13 protein-coding genes are annotated in these 13,187 nt (G+C 72.5%); 5 read left to right on the plus strand and 8 right to left on the minus strand.

All coding sequences use genetic code 11. From position 1 onward, the window contains the following. Positions 1-68: 68 nt before the first annotated feature. The 3 genes from BAY60_RS23490 to BAY60_RS23500 form a co-directional block, all read right to left on the minus strand. The gene (locus BAY60_RS23490; RefSeq protein WP_112283190.1) at positions 69-932 is read right to left on the minus strand and encodes a MurR/RpiR family transcriptional regulator; all 864 of its coding nucleotides are present in this window, start codon (positions 930-932) and stop codon (positions 69-71) included. Between the two features lie 102 nt (positions 933-1,034). After that, on the minus strand, positions 1,035-1,613 hold the full coding sequence (locus BAY60_RS23495) for a cysteine dioxygenase (protein ID WP_112283191.1): 579 nt from the start codon (positions 1,611-1,613) through the stop codon (positions 1,035-1,037). Continuing rightward, positions 1,603-2,517, minus strand: a complete 915-nt coding sequence (locus BAY60_RS23500; protein ID WP_112283192.1) for an amidohydrolase family protein — start codon at positions 2,515-2,517, stop codon at positions 1,603-1,605. Before BAY60_RS23500 ends, BAY60_RS23495 begins: the two co-directional genes overlap by 11 nt. Positions 2,518-2,661: 144 nt before the next feature. On the opposite strand from BAY60_RS23500, the gene BAY60_RS23505 reads away from it, so the two are divergent. Further along, positions 2,662-3,690, plus strand: coding sequence for a LacI family DNA-binding transcriptional regulator (locus BAY60_RS23505; protein ID WP_112283193.1), 1,029 nt, complete (start codon positions 2,662-2,664; stop codon positions 3,688-3,690). Between the two features lie 99 nt (positions 3,691-3,789). After that, positions 3,790-5,256, plus strand: a complete 1,467-nt coding sequence (locus BAY60_RS23510) for an aromatic amino acid ammonia-lyase (RefSeq protein WP_112283194.1) — start codon at positions 3,790-3,792, stop codon at positions 5,254-5,256. A gap of 83 nt (positions 5,257-5,339) precedes the next feature. Here the strand turns inward: BAY60_RS23510 and ligD are convergent, their stop codons facing one another. From ligD to BAY60_RS23530, 4 genes are all read right to left on the minus strand, one after another. Continuing rightward, the gene (gene ligD, locus BAY60_RS23515) at positions 5,340-6,275 is read right to left on the minus strand and encodes a non-homologous end-joining DNA ligase (protein ID WP_112283195.1); all 936 of its coding nucleotides are present in this window, start codon (positions 6,273-6,275) and stop codon (positions 5,340-5,342) included. Positions 6,276-6,286: 11 nt separating this feature from the next. Next, positions 6,287-7,483: a glycosyltransferase gene (locus BAY60_RS23520; protein WP_112283196.1), complete on the minus strand. Its 1,197-nt coding sequence runs from the start codon at positions 7,481-7,483 to the stop codon at positions 6,287-6,289. Next, a complete protein-coding gene (locus BAY60_RS23525) occupies positions 7,471-8,352 on the minus strand; it encodes a DMT family transporter (RefSeq protein ID WP_170160519.1) in 882 nt (293 codons plus the stop codon). The genes BAY60_RS23520 and BAY60_RS23525 overlap by 13 nt, the downstream gene beginning before the upstream one ends. Positions 8,353-8,541: 189 nt before the next feature. After that, positions 8,542-9,078, minus strand: a complete 537-nt coding sequence (locus BAY60_RS23530; protein ID WP_245992800.1) for a sigma-70 family RNA polymerase sigma factor — start codon at positions 9,076-9,078, stop codon at positions 8,542-8,544. 512 nt (positions 9,079-9,590) lie between these two features. Between BAY60_RS23530 and BAY60_RS23535 the strand changes: the two genes are divergently transcribed. Next, complete coding sequence (locus BAY60_RS23535; protein WP_112283198.1) at positions 9,591-10,100, plus strand: DoxX family membrane protein; 510 nt, start codon at positions 9,591-9,593, stop codon at positions 10,098-10,100. Here the strand turns inward: BAY60_RS23535 and BAY60_RS23540 are convergent. Beyond that, positions 10,097-10,924: an IclR family transcriptional regulator domain-containing protein gene (locus tag BAY60_RS23540; protein ID WP_112283199.1), complete on the minus strand. Its 828-nt coding sequence runs from the start codon at positions 10,922-10,924 to the stop codon at positions 10,097-10,099. The two genes, BAY60_RS23535 and BAY60_RS23540, sit on opposite strands and share 4 nt — an antisense overlap. Before the next feature lie 121 nt (positions 10,925-11,045). Here BAY60_RS23540 and BAY60_RS23545 point away from each other — a divergent pair, with 121 nt between their 5' ends. Together BAY60_RS23545 and BAY60_RS23550 are read left to right on the plus strand one after the other, a co-directional pair. Beyond that, the gene (locus BAY60_RS23545) at positions 11,046-11,582 is read left to right on the plus strand and encodes a flavin reductase family protein (protein ID WP_112283200.1); all 537 of its coding nucleotides are present in this window, start codon (positions 11,046-11,048) and stop codon (positions 11,580-11,582) included. 42 nt (positions 11,583-11,624) lie between these two features. Continuing rightward, on the plus strand, positions 11,625-13,181 hold the full coding sequence (locus BAY60_RS23550; protein WP_112283201.1) for a 4-hydroxyphenylacetate 3-hydroxylase family protein: 1,557 nt from the start codon (positions 11,625-11,627) through the stop codon (positions 13,179-13,181). Positions 13,182-13,187 lie beyond the last annotated feature (6 nt).

The raw sequence follows: 13,187 nt of genomic DNA on the forward strand, positions 1-13,187 counted from the left end.
TGATGAGACATGAAATGCATGTCAAGCATCGTGGACGACGATCCCCGGGCTGACGTCACCGTAGTCCACTATTCGGGAAGGAACACCCCGGACGCGCGGGTCAGGCGTTCGTACTCCTCCAGCCTGCGCTGGGCCCGCTCCGGCTCGGCGTCCACCAGTGCCTTGAGCAACAGCATCGACAGCACGAGCGGCGCCGCGTGGGAGTCGAAGACGAACCGGTCGTTGATGCCGCAGGTCAGCAGCTCGTCGGCGGACCGGGCGAAGGGTGCCAGCGCCCGGTCGGTGACGACGGCACACCGCAGGCCGAGCCGCCGCGCGCAGGTCAGCGCGTCCGCGGCGGCGACCGGGTACCGGGGCAGGACGAACGCCAGCAGCCAGCTCGCGCCCGACTGCCTGGCCCGCAGCAGCTCGTCGGGGACCACGTCGCCGTCGGTGAGAATCCGCACGTCCGGGTGCACCCGCTGGGCGCGGTAGCCGAAGGACTGGGCCACCGCAGCGGACACGCGCAGACCGAGCACGGGCAGCGGCACCGACCCGGCGAGCGCGCGCCCGACCCGGTTGAGCACCGCCGGGTCGCCGGCCTGCTCCCGCAGTGCCTCCAGTCCGTGCAGGTCGGCGTCCACGGCGGCCTGGAAGTCGTTGCGTTCCGGCCCGTGCCGCACCGGCTCGTCGCCGGTCACCAGCGGGCGCAGGGCCCTGCGCAGGTCGGGGTAGCCGCTGAACCCGAGCGCCGTGGCGAAGCGCGTCACCGACGGCTGACTGACACCGGCCCGCTCGGCGAGCTCCACACTGGAGAGGAAGACCACCTCGCGCAGGTGATCCAGCAGGTACTGGGCGATCCGCCGTTGCGCGGGCGAGAGATGCCTGCCCCGGAACATCGCGAGCAGGTCCTCGTCCAGCTCCGGCGCCCGGGTCTGTCCGCCTGCCGCCATCACAGCCCGCCTCTCGCCGTCACCGCGCCGCCCGCGCCGGTGAATAGCATTATGCGGCGGGGCGGCAGCTGGCAAGTGCGCATGCGCACGGCGGCGGGTCACCTACCGCCCGCCCTGGCCTGCCGGCACGTCGTCGAGGGGGCGCAGCTCGTCGGCGTAGGACACCGACACCCGGCGCAGCACCCCGCTCGGCGACACCGCGTACTGGCCCATCCGCCACAGCGGCGGCGAGTACGCATGCACGGACACGCTGCCGTGCACGGCTCCGGTGAGCCGGTGGATGTGCTCGGGGCCGAAGCAGAACACCCGCCCCGCCTCGACCCGGGTCCGCACGCTGTCCCCCGCCACGGCGAGGTTGTGCTCGACCAGCGCCCCGCGCGCGACCGCGACGGCCCCGGAGGAGATGTCGTGGTCGTGCCAGCCCGTGTCGTTGCGCGGCGTCCAGCACACCAGCCACACGTCGACGTGGGCGTCCCGGTGCAGGGACACGTAGTGCCGGTGCTCGTCGCTGAAGGCGAGATCCCCTTCCCACCAGGCCGGGTCCGCGGCGAGGGAGGCGGCCAGCGCGCGCAGTTCCTCCCGGTCCAGGTCCCGGCCGGGCAGCGCGCCGAGGCCGGGACCACCGGAGACGGCGGCGACGGGGACGGCCTCCCGCGCGGGAACGGCCAGGTCAACGGTCATCGAACACTCCCTTCAGCAGCCGGCGCGGGTTCGCGCGGCGGATGGCGTGGGTGGCGGCGTCACCGAGCCCGGGGTCGGTGGGCTCGGCGTAGGGCCGGTCGGTGCCGAACACGACCGGGTCGATGCCCAGCACCCGGATCAGCGCGTCGAGGGCCCGGGGCCCGTAGGAGGACGTCTCGACGAACACGTCCGGATCGACGTGGGAGAACTGCCCGCCGCGGGCGACGAGGCGTTCGTGGTGCACCGGGGCCAGCCCTGCGGCCGCGGCGAAGCAGATCCGCAGCCGCGGCAGCAGCGAGCGGCCCACCGCGTGCCAGGCCCACCAGGCGGCGTGCAGCTGGGCGACGTAGTCGACCACCGGCGCCCACCAGCCGGGCAGCGCCGGGCCCGCGTGCCCGGGGACGCGGCCGGGGTGCACCAGCACCGGCCGGTCCTGTCGTTCGCACTCGGCCAGCAGGGGCGTGAGGCGTTCGATGGCGGCGGGCGTCGTCAGCGCGTCGGCGGGCAGCTGCAGGCCCACGCAGCCGCGTTCCAGTGCGACGCGCAGGGACCCGGGATCCGGCTCGGCGACGCTCGCCGCCGCCCACGCGCGAAACGGTGCGGGCAGCGCGAGTGCGCCCTCGTGCCAGGCGTCGAGCAGCGGCGCGGCCTCCTCACCGGCGAGCCACTCGATGCCCAGCGGGCTGGAGAGCGAGACCAGGGCGTGTGCGGCGCCGGTCCTGGCCTCCCGGCCTGCTCTCGCCGCCACGTCGTGGTGGGCGGGGTCCACGGCGTACGGCGGCTCCCCGGCGAGGTGCAGCGTCCACCCGTCGAGCCTCGGCGGCACGGTCCTGCGGCGCAGTGCCTCGACGAACTCCTCCGGCCACAGGTGCTGGTGGACGTCCACCTGGGCGGGTTCGGCCATCCACTCCTCCAGACCCGACACGAGTTAAGCGCTTCACTGAACCGCTTCATTGAAGCGCTTAACCACGGCCGGGTCAAGCACCGCGTCCCGCCGCGCGGGCGCCGACGACGCGAGAATGTCACGCCCGGCCGGTAGGCTGAGCGCGTGCCGCCGCCGCAACGCAAGCGCCCGACACTCAAGGACATCGCCGCCGAGACAGGGCTCTCGTCGGCCACCGTGTCCTACGCGCTGCGCGGCATCCACGTGCCCGAGGAGACGCAGGAGCGTGTGCGGGAGGCCGCCGAGCGCATCGGCTACCAGGTCGACCCGATCGCCAGGGCGCTCGCCAGCGGCCGCACCGGCACGGTCGGCGTGCTGTGCAGCTCCCTGCGGGACCTGTGGCAGCAGTCGATCAGCACGGCGCTCGGCAGGGCGCTGCTGGAGACCGGCCGGTACGCGCTCATCGTCGACGCGGCCGGCGACAGTGCGCGGGAGGCCGTGCTGGCCAGGCGGCTCGTCGACGACAGGGTGGATGCCGTCATCACGATCCCGGTCGATCCCCGGTCGGCGCACTGGCGGGAGGTCGCCGAGCAGGTCGCGCTCATCTCGATCGGCGACGCGCTGCCGAGAGCGAAGGCCGCCGCGGAGGTCACCTTCGACAATGTCGTGGGTGTCACCGAGGCCCTGCGCACCCTGTCCTCGACGGGACACGAGGACGTCCTGGTGCTCACACCGGGCCTGCCCTCCACGCCGGACCGGCCCGCCGCCGAGATCGCCCAGCGGGTCGCCGACGACCTGGGGCTGCGGGCACGGCTGGCGGCCTGCCCTCCGGACCTGGACGGGGCCGCGGCGATCGCTCGCGCGGCGCTGGAGGCCGACGACCGGCCCACCGCGATCTTCTGCTTCGCCGACTCCATGGCCTACGGCGTGTACGCCGCCGCCCGGGAGCTGGACCTGACGATCCCCGACGAGCTGTCCGTGCTGGGCTACGACGACCACCCGATGTCCCGTCTGCTCACCCCGCCGTTGTCGACGTTCCAGTGGGACGTGCCCGCACTGGTCGGCGCGGTCGTGGAGCGGGCCGCCGACGCCATCGACAACGGCAGGCGCCGACGGCGCAAGGTGCTCACCCCCGAGCCGCGGCCGCGTGGCTCGGTGGCCGCGGCACCGCATCCGGCGCGGCTGTCTCGGTGACCAGACACTTCCCGGCCGCGCGCCGAGCCTGCCCGCTGCCGCGCCGGGTACAAAGCGGGCAGCCACTCGTGTGCCCGCACCAGTTCCGGGAGGTCCGCCGTGCCCCTCACCGCGTCCTCGTCATCCGCCGTCGTCCTGGACGGTCGCTCGCTGACCGGTGAGCAGGTGGTCCGGGTCGCGCGCTGGCGCGCGCCCGTGGCTGTCGCCGAGTCCGGCAGGCAGGCCGCCGAACGGTCCTGGCACGCCGCCAGGAGCCTGGTGACCCGCCGGCCCGTGTACGGCAGGACGACGGGCGTCGGCGCGAACCGGCTGGAGACCGTGGACTCCGAGGACGCGGCCGAGCACGGCGTGCGGCTGCTGCGCAGCCACGCAGGCGGACTCGGCGATCTGCTCAGCGAGGAGGAGGTCCGCGCGATGCTCGTCGTGCGCCTCAACCAGCTGCTCGCCGGCGGCTCCGGGGTCCGCCCGGAGGTCGTCGACGCCCTCGCCGGGGCACTCAACTCCGGCTGCTATCCCGCCGTCCACGAGTTCGGCGCCATCGGCACCGGCGACCTCACCGCGCTGTCGGAGACCGGGCTGACGCTGCTCGGGGAGCTCGACTGGCTGGGCGCCGCGCCCGGCCCCGAGGCGCTCACCCTGGACTCGGGTGACGCGCTGGCCTTCATCAGCAGCAACGCGCTCACGATCGGCATCGCCGAGCTGGCCTGGTCGCTGTCGCAGCATCTGCTGCAGGTCACGCATCTGGTCGCCGCGCTGTCGTTCATCGCGGTCGACGGCTCCCAGGAGGCCTACGCCGAGACCGTCCACAACGGACGGCCACATCCCGGCCAGATCCGGGCCGCCGAGCGGATGCGCACACTGCTCGGCCCCGCCCTGCGCCCGCCCGCCCGCATCCAGGACCCGTTCGGCTTCCGCTGCTTCCCGCAGATCCACGGCCCCGCGCTGGACGCGGCCGACCGGCTGCACGACGTGCTCGCCGTGGAGGCCAACGCGGCGGCGGAGAACCCGCTGATCTCGTCGGCCGACGACGCGGCCTACCACCACGGCGGCTTCCACTGTGCCTACCTCACCCACGCGCTGGACGGGATCCGGCTGTCGCTTCTGGACACCGCGCACCTGTCGACGGCGCGGCTGGCCGCGCTCATCGAGCCGAAGTTCACCGGGCTGCGGCCGTTCCTGGCGGCCGGGCCGAGCGGCAGCTCCGGGGTGATGATCCTGGAGTACAGCGCCAACTCGGCGCTCGCCGACGTGCGCACCCTGGCCGCGCCCGCCGGGCTCGGCAACGCCGTGGTGTCGCGCGGACTCGAGGAGCACTCCAGCTTCGCGTTCCAGTCGGCCCGCCAGTCGCTGCGCTCACTGACGGCGTTCCGGCTCGTGCTGGCCTGCGAGCTGGTCACCGCGGTGCGGGCTTTGCGGCAACGAGGCCTCGAACCGCGGGCCGACACCCCGCTGCGCGCCGCCTACGCACTGGCGGCCGACAAGCTCGACCCGGACATGACCGACCGCAGCCTCAGCCTCGACGTCGAGCTCGGCGCCATCCTGCTGGACGAGTTCGCCCGCCTGTAGCCCGCCGCCGCCCGGGCAGCGAGCCGAAGGGCACCTTGGGTGCACGGTGTGTACCCAAGGTGCCCTTCGGCTCGGCGGGGGGTTCAGGAGTCAAGGTTGTCGCGCTCGGCCCACTCCAGCAACGTGTCCAGCGAGTAGGCGTCGTCGTCGATGCCTGCGTGCAGGTCGCCCAGCTCGGCGAACCGCTTCGGCACGGTGGCGATGGTGAACTCGTGCGGGTCGACGTCGTCGATCTCGTCCCACCGGATCGGCGTGGACACGGTCGCCTCCGGCACGCCCCGCACCGAGTACGCGCTCGCGATCGTGTGGTCCCTGGCGTTCTGGTTGAAGTCGACGAAGAGCATCCGGGGGTCGCGGTCCTTGCGCCACCACGTGGTCGTCGCGTCAGCCGGTGCGCGCCGCTCCACCTCCCTGGCGAACGCCAGCGCCGCGCGCCGCACGTCGGAGAACCCCCAGCGCGGCTCGATCCGCACGTAGATGTGCAGGCCGTTGCCGCCCGAGGTCTTCGGCCAGCCGACGGCACCCAGCTCGTCGAGCACCTCCTGGGCGACGCGGGCCACGCGGCGAACCCGGTCGAACGGGCAGTCCGGCATGGGATCGAGGTCGATGCGCCACTCGTCGGGTCGCTCGGTGTCGGCACGCCGGGAGTTCCAGGGGTGGAACTCCACGGTGGACATCTGCACCGCCCAGATGACGCTGGCGAGCTCGGTGACGCACAGCTCGTCGGCGTAGCGGTTGTAGCGCGGGAAGTGCACGCGCACGGTCTCCAGCCACGGCGGCGCGCCGTGCGGCACACGCTTCTGGTGCACCTTCTCGCCGCTCACCCCGGAGGGAAACCGGTGCATCATGCACGGGCGCTCGCGCAGGGCACGCACGATCCCGTCGCCCACCGACAGGTAGTACCTGGCGAGATCGAGCTTGGTCTCACCACGCGCCGGGAAGTACACGCGGTCGGGGTTGCTGATCCGCACCGCCCGGTCGCCGACGTCCAGCTCCACCGCCGGGGAGTCTTTCGCCATGTCGAGTCAGCCTAGCCTTTCGCAGCCGGTCCGCGGCCCGCCGACACGGCCGCGTAGATCTCCTCGAAGCGCTCCAGCGTGCGGTCCTGGTCGTGGCGGGACGCCATCGCCAGGCTCACCGCTCCCATCCGGTCGCGTAGCTCCGGCGAGGTCAGGATGCGGGTCAGCACCGCCGCGAGCCCGGCCACGTCGCCAGAGGTGAACAGGAAGCCGTTCTCCCCCGGCGAGACGAGGTGCGGCAGCGCCACGGCGTCGGCGGCGACCACGGGCAGGCCCGACGCCATGGCCTCCAGCGTGGCGATGCTCTGGAGCTCGGCCACCCCGGGCATGGCGAACACGTCGGCGGCCGCGTACACGGCGGGCAGCTGCTCGTCCGGGACGAAACCGAGGAAGTGCACGTGCTCGCGCACGCCCTCGGCGCAGGCGAGCCGTTCCAGCTCCGCCCTCCGGGTGCCCCGGCCTGCCAGCACCAGTTGTGCCCGCACCCGCGCGGTGATCCTGGCCAGCGCCCGGATCAGTTCGTCGAGCCGCTTCTCCGCGTCCAGCCTGCCGACGAACGCGATGGTCGGCAGGTCCGGCAGTTCCAGTTCCTTGCGCGCCCACATGCGGGGGTCCGTCGCCGATGCGGCGGGTGTCCGGAACCGGGACAGGTCCACACCGCACGACACCGGTTCGACCTCCCGCTCGAAACCGGTCCGTGCGACCAGGTCGGCGGCCACCCTGGTGGGCGTGGTGAGGTGGTCGGCGTGGCGGTAGATCCGGTGGAAGTCCCGCCATGCGAGCCAGGACACGGCGGCGTGCAGCCACCGCGGCAGATACGGCAGCAGGTTGTCCGGCATGAAGTGGTTGGTGGCCACCACGGGAATGCCCGAGCGCACCGCGGCCGCCACCGCGGCCCTGCCGATCGTGAAGTGGTCCTGCGTGTGCAGGACGTCGGGCCGCACCCGCGCGACAAGGCGCCGCAGCACCCCGTGGACACCCGGCGGCGGCACGAATCGCACGGTGGGGTGTATCAGCAGCGGCACCGAGCGCAGCCGGTGCAGGGCCACCCCGTCACGCACCACGTCCGTGCGGGGGCCGGTGTCCGAGGCACAGACCACGTGGACGTCGAGGCCCCTGGCGGCGAGCCCGCGCGCGAGCCGGTCGGCGAAGAAGGAACTGCCGCTCAGATCCGGCGGGTAGGTGTCGGTCGCGATCAGGACACGCATGTTCGGCTCTTTTCGCTGGTGGAAGGCTCACTGGTGTAGGAGCGGGCAAGAACGAGCACGCCGGTGACGATCACGGCGGCCGACACGCCCATCCAGGCGACCTTGACCGCCGTGGAGGGCAGCGGCTCGCCGAGCACGAGCATGCCGACGGCGGAGGCCGCGACCGGGTCGGTGATGAGCAGCAGGGCGAAGGCCACGGAGAACCGGCGCATCCGGTAGGACTGCTGCTGGGCGATCCCCCCTGTCGCGAGCAGGGCGATCACCAGCAGGGTCGGCCAGTCGAACAGCGCCGAGAAGTCGCGCAGCGTGCGGTGCCCGATCACCCTGACCAGCGCGGAGCCGACGCCGAACCCGACACCGGCGGTGGTGGCGAGCAGGGTGACGCGCAGCCCGTCGGGGACCCGGCGCAGCGCCGCGACGCCCAGTGCCACGCCGAGTCCCGCGAGCGTGCCCAGGCTCAGCGCGAGCGCGGTGTCCAGGGGCAGGCGCGGCACCGAGGCGTCGTGCGGGAGCACGAGCAGCAACCCGGCCAGGCCCGCGATGACGGCGGCGGACCCGACCAGTTCGGTGGGCCGCACCCTGCGGTGGTCGAGGATCGCCTTCGACACGATCGCGAACAGCAGCCCGAGCGTGCCGACCGGCTGGATCAGGCTCACCGGGCCGTTGCTCAGTGCGACGACATGCAGGGCCACGCCGCCTCCCGCGCACACGGCGCCGAGTATCCAGCGCGGGCGGGTGGCCAGGCGCAGCAGAAACCGGATCTGTCCCGCTGCGGCGGGCGTGCTGACGACGACGCGTTCCTGCAGCGCGGCGCCGAAAGCGATGAACATCGCGCCGACCGCAGCCAGGGCGACCGCGACGGCGACCACGCTCAGGCTTCCCCGTGCCCGGGCGCGCACGCGGCCGTGTGCGCGCGAACGACGGCGGTGCCGGGCACTGATGTGTACGGTGCCTGCCCGGCCCGGGACGACCGATGGCGCAGCGAAAGCCCCACGGGCTCATCATAGGGGCGCCGCGGCGCGCACGCCGGGCTTTGCCGCCGCGCCGCGCCGGTGCGCTCAGTGGTCGAGCATCGTCCTCAGCTTCGTCACCGCGCGGTGCTGGGCCACGCGCACGGCACCCGGTGTCATGTTCACCGCCCGTGCCGTCTCGGCCCCGGACAGGCCCACGACGAGGCGCAGGATGAGCACGTCCCGCTCGCGGTCGCTGACCCGCCGCAGCAGCAGCCGCATCTGCTCGGTCAGCTCCTTGTCGAGGCACCGCTGCTCGGGGTCGAAGGCGACACCGCCTCCTGGCGCGGCCGACTCCGGCGGCTCGGCGAAGCAGGCCTCCCTGTTGCTGCCCGCCTTACGGTAATGGTCGACCACCTTGTTCGCCGCCACGCGGTAGGCGAAGGCCAGAAAGGACCGGCCCTGCGGGCGGTATCCGCGCAACGCCAGGAAGATGCCGAGGCAGGCATCCTGCGCGACGTCGTCGGCGGAGGCGAAGGTGCCCCCGGTGCGGCCGATCCGCGCCCGGCAGTACCGCACCATCGCGGGCCGGATGCGGCGCAGCAGTTCCTCGGCGGCCGGATCGTCGCCGCCCGATGCGGCGATCGCGAGCTCGTCGAGTGGATCGGTGGCCGATCCCTCGGGCCCGCCCGCCGCGCCCGGCGAACCGGTCGATCCCCCCGTGCTGTCGTCGGCGACGCCGAAGTCGACCGCCGCTGCCGTCACCGCCACAGATCCCCTCATCCGCGTGCCGGGCACGTTGAGCCCGCCCGCTGGCCGATACGTCTCCCCCCGCCTTCACCGCCCTGTCGACCCTAGGCGCGGCCGCGACGGCGACGGTCGCGTTCGGATAACAAGGGTGAAACCATCACGACGAGGTGAAGAACTGCCCAACCCGCTCGCACGTGGGCACTTGGTCCACGGCGTAATTACCCACACACTGTCCACTCCGGACACGCCTGCGCACGCGTACGGCACCGGACCTACGGCGCGCGGCCGCGGATGCGCTCAGGCGCGTACCCCGGGAATCGTCGGCTGGGCCGACGACGCGACCCTGCCTTCGGCGAGAGGCTCGGACGACACCGACACCAGTCCCACCGAAACCGAAGGCGGCCATCATGACCATCCAGCGCTCTCTGCCCCGGCCCTCCGTCCTCACCAGCGTCACCAGCGTCCTCACCGGCTGGCTCGCCCGCAACAGCATCGGCGTCCTCCGGGTCAGCCTCGGCGTGGTGTTCCTCGCCTTCGGCGTGCCGAAGTTCTTCCCCGGCGTCAGCCCGGCGCAGGAGCTCGCCGTGCGCACGCTGGAGACGCTGTCGTTCGGCGTCCTCTCCGGTGGCACCGCGTTGCTCGTCACCGCGCTCGCGGAGTGCTTCATCGGACTCACGCTCATCAGCGGCAGGCTGCTCAAGGCAGGCCTGCTGGTCCTGGCCGTCTCGCTGGCCGGGATCATGTCGCCGCTCGTGCTGTTCTTCACCGAGCTGTTCCCCGGCGCTCCCACGCTGGAGGCGCAGTACGTCGTGAAGGACATCGTGCTGGCCGCCGCAGGCCTCGTGGTCGCGGCCAAGGCCCTCGGCGCCCGGCTCGTGCCGGGCCCGGCAGCCGACGCCCGCGCCGACCGGGCCTAGAAGAATCCGTCGCGGGGCGTGTGCACGGCCGAGGTCGCCTTACCCACGGCGGCCGGGTGCCCGTAGTCGGCGCTGATCTGCTCGGCCGTGCGCACCACCAGCGGGGCGACCTGCGAGCGCAGCTGCTCGACGGTCGCCCTTCCGCTGGATGTGGACGACGCCAGCGCGGCCACCACCGTGCCCGCCCGGTCGCGCACCGGGGCCGCGACCGACAGCAGACCGTCCTCCAGCTCCTCGGCGACGATCGAGTACCCGCTCTGCCGGATCTGGGCCAGCCCGCGCCGCAGCTCGCCCGGGTCCGTGATCGTGTGCCGGGTGTAGGCGGGCAGCCGGTCCTTCCCGACGACGTCGGCGACGACCGAGTCGGGCGCCCAGGCCAGCAGCACGCGCCCCATGGAGGTGGCGTGCGCGGGCACCCGGGTCCCGATCGAGACGTTGATGCTCATGATCCGCCGCACCGGCACCCGCGCGATGTAGACGACGTCGGTGCCGTCGAGCGCGGCCAGCGACGCCGACTCGGAGGTCCGCTCCGCGAGCCGCACCAGGTGCGGCTGGGCGATCTCGATCAGGGCGTGCGAGGCCGAGTAGTGCTGGCCGATGCTGAGCACCCGCGGGGTCAGCGACCAGCGTCCCCCCTCCCCGTGGACGTACCCCAGGCGCTGCAGCGTGAGCAGGATCCGCCGCACCGCGGGACGCGAGAGACCGGTGGCCGAGGCCAGCTCGGCCAGCGTCGGGTTGGGCCGCTCGGCGTCGAACGCGAGCAGGACCGCGAACCCTCGCTCCAGGCTCTGGATGTGATCTCGCGAGTTCTCGTCCTTGGTCATCGGCCGCCATCTTTCCGTAGCCCCGGGGTTGACGCGACGCGCGGTCCGGGTGCACGCTTCCTCCTAGTGAACGCATAGCGGTCATCGAGTACGCATAGCGTACTCGCGAGGAGGATCAGCAATGACGCTCGATCAACGGGACCTGCGGGACGCGTTCGGCCGGTTCGCCACCGGCGTGACGGTGGTGACCTGCCGCACCGACGACGGCGAGCCGCACGGCGCGACCGTCAACGCCTTCACCGCCGTCTCGCTCGAGCCCGCGCTCTGCCAGGTGACGCTCACCAGGGCGTCCAAGGCGTGCCGCTACCTCGAGCGGGCACCGTTCGCCGTGAACGTGCTCGCCGCGGGCCAGCAGGACCTCGCGTGGCACTTCGCGGGCCGGCCGCGGACACCGGGCCCGCGCTGGCTGCCGGGGCCGACCGCGCCGGTGCTCGCAGGCAACGCCGCGACCCTCTCGTGCCGACCGTGGCGCACCTACGACGGCGGCGACCACGTCCTCGTGCTCGGTGAGGTCACGCATCTCGACCTCACCGACGATGACCCACTGCTGTTCTTCGCGGGCCGCTTCCGCACCCTCGGCGCTCCCGGCGCCACCGACCACTGGGCCGCCTCCCTCGACTGCCCGGAGGCCGGCTGGTTCGCCGGGGTCCCCGCGTGAGCCGCCCGCCGACGACCCGTTCAACGGAGAAGGGAAGTACCGATGACAATCGAGCAGCGTGAACCGGCGGCCCGCGCCGTCGGCAACGGGGCGCCCGCCACGCGCCCGATGACCGGCGAGGAGTACGTCGAGAGCCTGCGCGACGGCCGCGAGGTGTTCCTCTACGGCGACAAGGTCACCGACGTGACCACGCATCCGGCGTTCCGCAACTCGGTGCGCATGACCGCCCGCCTGTACGACGCGCTGCACGACCCGGAGAAGCAGGCGGTGCTCACCGCGCCGACCGACACCGGCAGCAGCGGCTTCACGCACCCGTTCTTCCGCACCCCGCGCAGCCGCGAGGACCTCGTCGCCGACCGCGACGCCATCGTGGAGTGGGCCAGGATGACGTGGGGGTGGATGGGCCGCAGCCCCGACTACAAGGCCGCGTTCCTCGGCACGCTCGGCGCCAATGCCGACTTCTACGAGCCCTTCGCCGACAACGCCCGCCGCTGGTACACCGAGTCGCAGGAGAAGGTCCTGTACTGGAACCACGCGATCATCAACCCGCCGGTGGACCGCGACCGCAATCCCGACGACGTTCGCGACATCTTCATCCACGTCGAGGAGGAGCGCGACGACGGCCTGATCGTGTCCGGGGCGAAGGTGGTCGCCACCGGCTCGGCGATCACCAACTACAACTTCATCGCCCACTACGGCCTGCCGATCAAGAAGCGCGAGTTCGCGCTCGTGTGCACGGTGCCGATGGGCGCGCCCGGCATGAAGCTGATCTGCCGCAACTCCTACTCCAGCGTCGCCGACGCCACCTCCAGCCCGTTCGACTACCCGCTGTCGTCGCGGTTCGACGAGAACGACACGATCTTCATCCTGGACCGGGTGAAGATCCCGTGGGAGAACGTCTTCATCTACGGCGACGCCGAGAAGGCCAGCACGTTCTTTCCCGGCTCCGGGTTCCTACACCGCTTCACCTTCCACGGCGTCGCCCGCCTCGCCGTCAAGCTCGACTTCCTCGCCGGACTGCTGATGAAGGGCGTCGAGGCCACCGGCACGAAGGACTTCCGCGGCATCCAGACCCGCGTCGGCGAGGTCATCGGCTGGCGCAACATGTTCTGGGCCATCTCCGACGCCATGGCGGCCAGCCCCGACGAGTGGATCGGCGGCGCGGTGCTGCCGCACCTGGACTACGGCCTGGCGTACCGGTGGTTCATGACCGTCGGCTACCCGCGCGTGCGCGAGATCATCATGCAGGACCTCGGCAGCGGGCTGATCTACCTGCCCTCGCACGCCGACGACTTCAGGTCACCGGAGATCCGCCCCTACCTCGACCGCTACCTGCGTGGCTCGGGCGGGATGGACGCCGTCGAGCGCGTCAAGCTGATGAAGCTCATCTGGGACTCCATCGGCAGCGAGTTCGGCGGCCGCCACGAGCTCTACGAGCGCAACTACTCCGGAAACCACGAGAACGTCCGCGCGGAGATGCTCTTCGCCGCGCAGGCCTCCGGCGGAGCCGACGCCATGAAGGGCTTCGCCGAGCAGTGCATGGCCGAATACGACCTCGACGGCTGGACCGTCCCCGACCTGCAGTCCACCCCTCGCTGACAGGAG

The sequence above is a fragment of the Prauserella muralis genome (genome assembly GCF_003202285.1).
Taxonomy (GTDB): domain Bacteria; phylum Actinomycetota; class Actinomycetes; order Mycobacteriales; family Pseudonocardiaceae; genus Prauserella_B; species Prauserella_B muralis.

Bases quoted from the DNA above. Each gene is read 5' to 3' on its own strand.
- ligD (WP_112283195.1), bottom strand. From the start codon at position 6,275: ATGGCGAAAGACTCCCCGGCGGTGGAGCTGGACGTCGGCGACCGGGCG.
- BAY60_RS23520 (WP_112283196.1), bottom strand. From the start codon at position 7,483: ATGCGTGTCCTGATCGCGACCGACACCTACCCGCCGGATCTGAGCGGC.
- BAY60_RS23535 (WP_112283198.1), top strand. From the start codon at position 9,591: ATGACCATCCAGCGCTCTCTGCCCCGGCCCTCCGTCCTCACCAGCGTC.
- BAY60_RS23495 (WP_112283191.1), bottom strand. From the start codon at position 1,613: ATGACCGTTGACCTGGCCGTTCCCGCGCGGGAGGCCGTCCCCGTCGCC.
- BAY60_RS23500 (WP_112283192.1), bottom strand. From the start codon at position 2,517: ATGGCCGAACCCGCCCAGGTGGACGTCCACCAGCACCTGTGGCCGGAG.
- BAY60_RS23540 (WP_112283199.1), bottom strand. From the start codon at position 10,924: ATGACCAAGGACGAGAACTCGCGAGATCACATCCAGAGCCTGGAGCGA.
- BAY60_RS23550 (WP_112283201.1), top strand. From the start codon at position 11,625: ATGACAATCGAGCAGCGTGAACCGGCGGCCCGCGCCGTCGGCAACGGG.
- BAY60_RS23545 (WP_112283200.1), top strand. From the start codon at position 11,046: ATGACGCTCGATCAACGGGACCTGCGGGACGCGTTCGGCCGGTTCGCC.
- BAY60_RS23490 (WP_112283190.1), bottom strand. From the start codon at position 932: ATGGCGGCAGGCGGACAGACCCGGGCGCCGGAGCTGGACGAGGACCTG.